General features: G+C 52.8%; 1 pseudogene. It reads left to right on the forward strand.

Annotated elements, in window-relative coordinates:
• Positions 1-25: 25 nt before the first annotated feature.
• A pseudogene (locus B3Q33_RS08785) lies at positions 26-309 on the forward strand (hypothetical protein); the annotation flags it as partial.

A 309-nucleotide genomic window follows, 5' to 3' on the forward strand; every position in this document is an offset into this window, starting at 1 on the left:
TCCCAGTGTCCCCAGTTAAATGAGTATGGATGATACCACGCTCCACATTGCGTTCGAGGCCTCACAACCCCTTCAGCAGTCCATTGAAGGCTTTATTGATGGCATGCTGGCTGAGCCCGGACGTTGTCACCTTGAAGAACTGGATGCTCTGGTTGTGCCTTTTGTCGATGAAGTGCTGTCTGTGTTCTTCAAGGGGCCGCTGCAAGCCGCCGAGGCAAAGGGGGCATCGGCAAGGTTGATTCTGGGTGCCATGAGAGTGATAAACCGGTCAGCGAACAGTCTGATTGGTCGCTTGATGAAAAATACCAC

Origin of the sequence: Alcanivorax sp. UBA3183 (assembly GCF_002364155.1) — a bacterium.
Lineage (GTDB): Bacteria > Pseudomonadota > Gammaproteobacteria > Pseudomonadales > Alcanivoracaceae > Alcanivorax > Alcanivorax jadensis.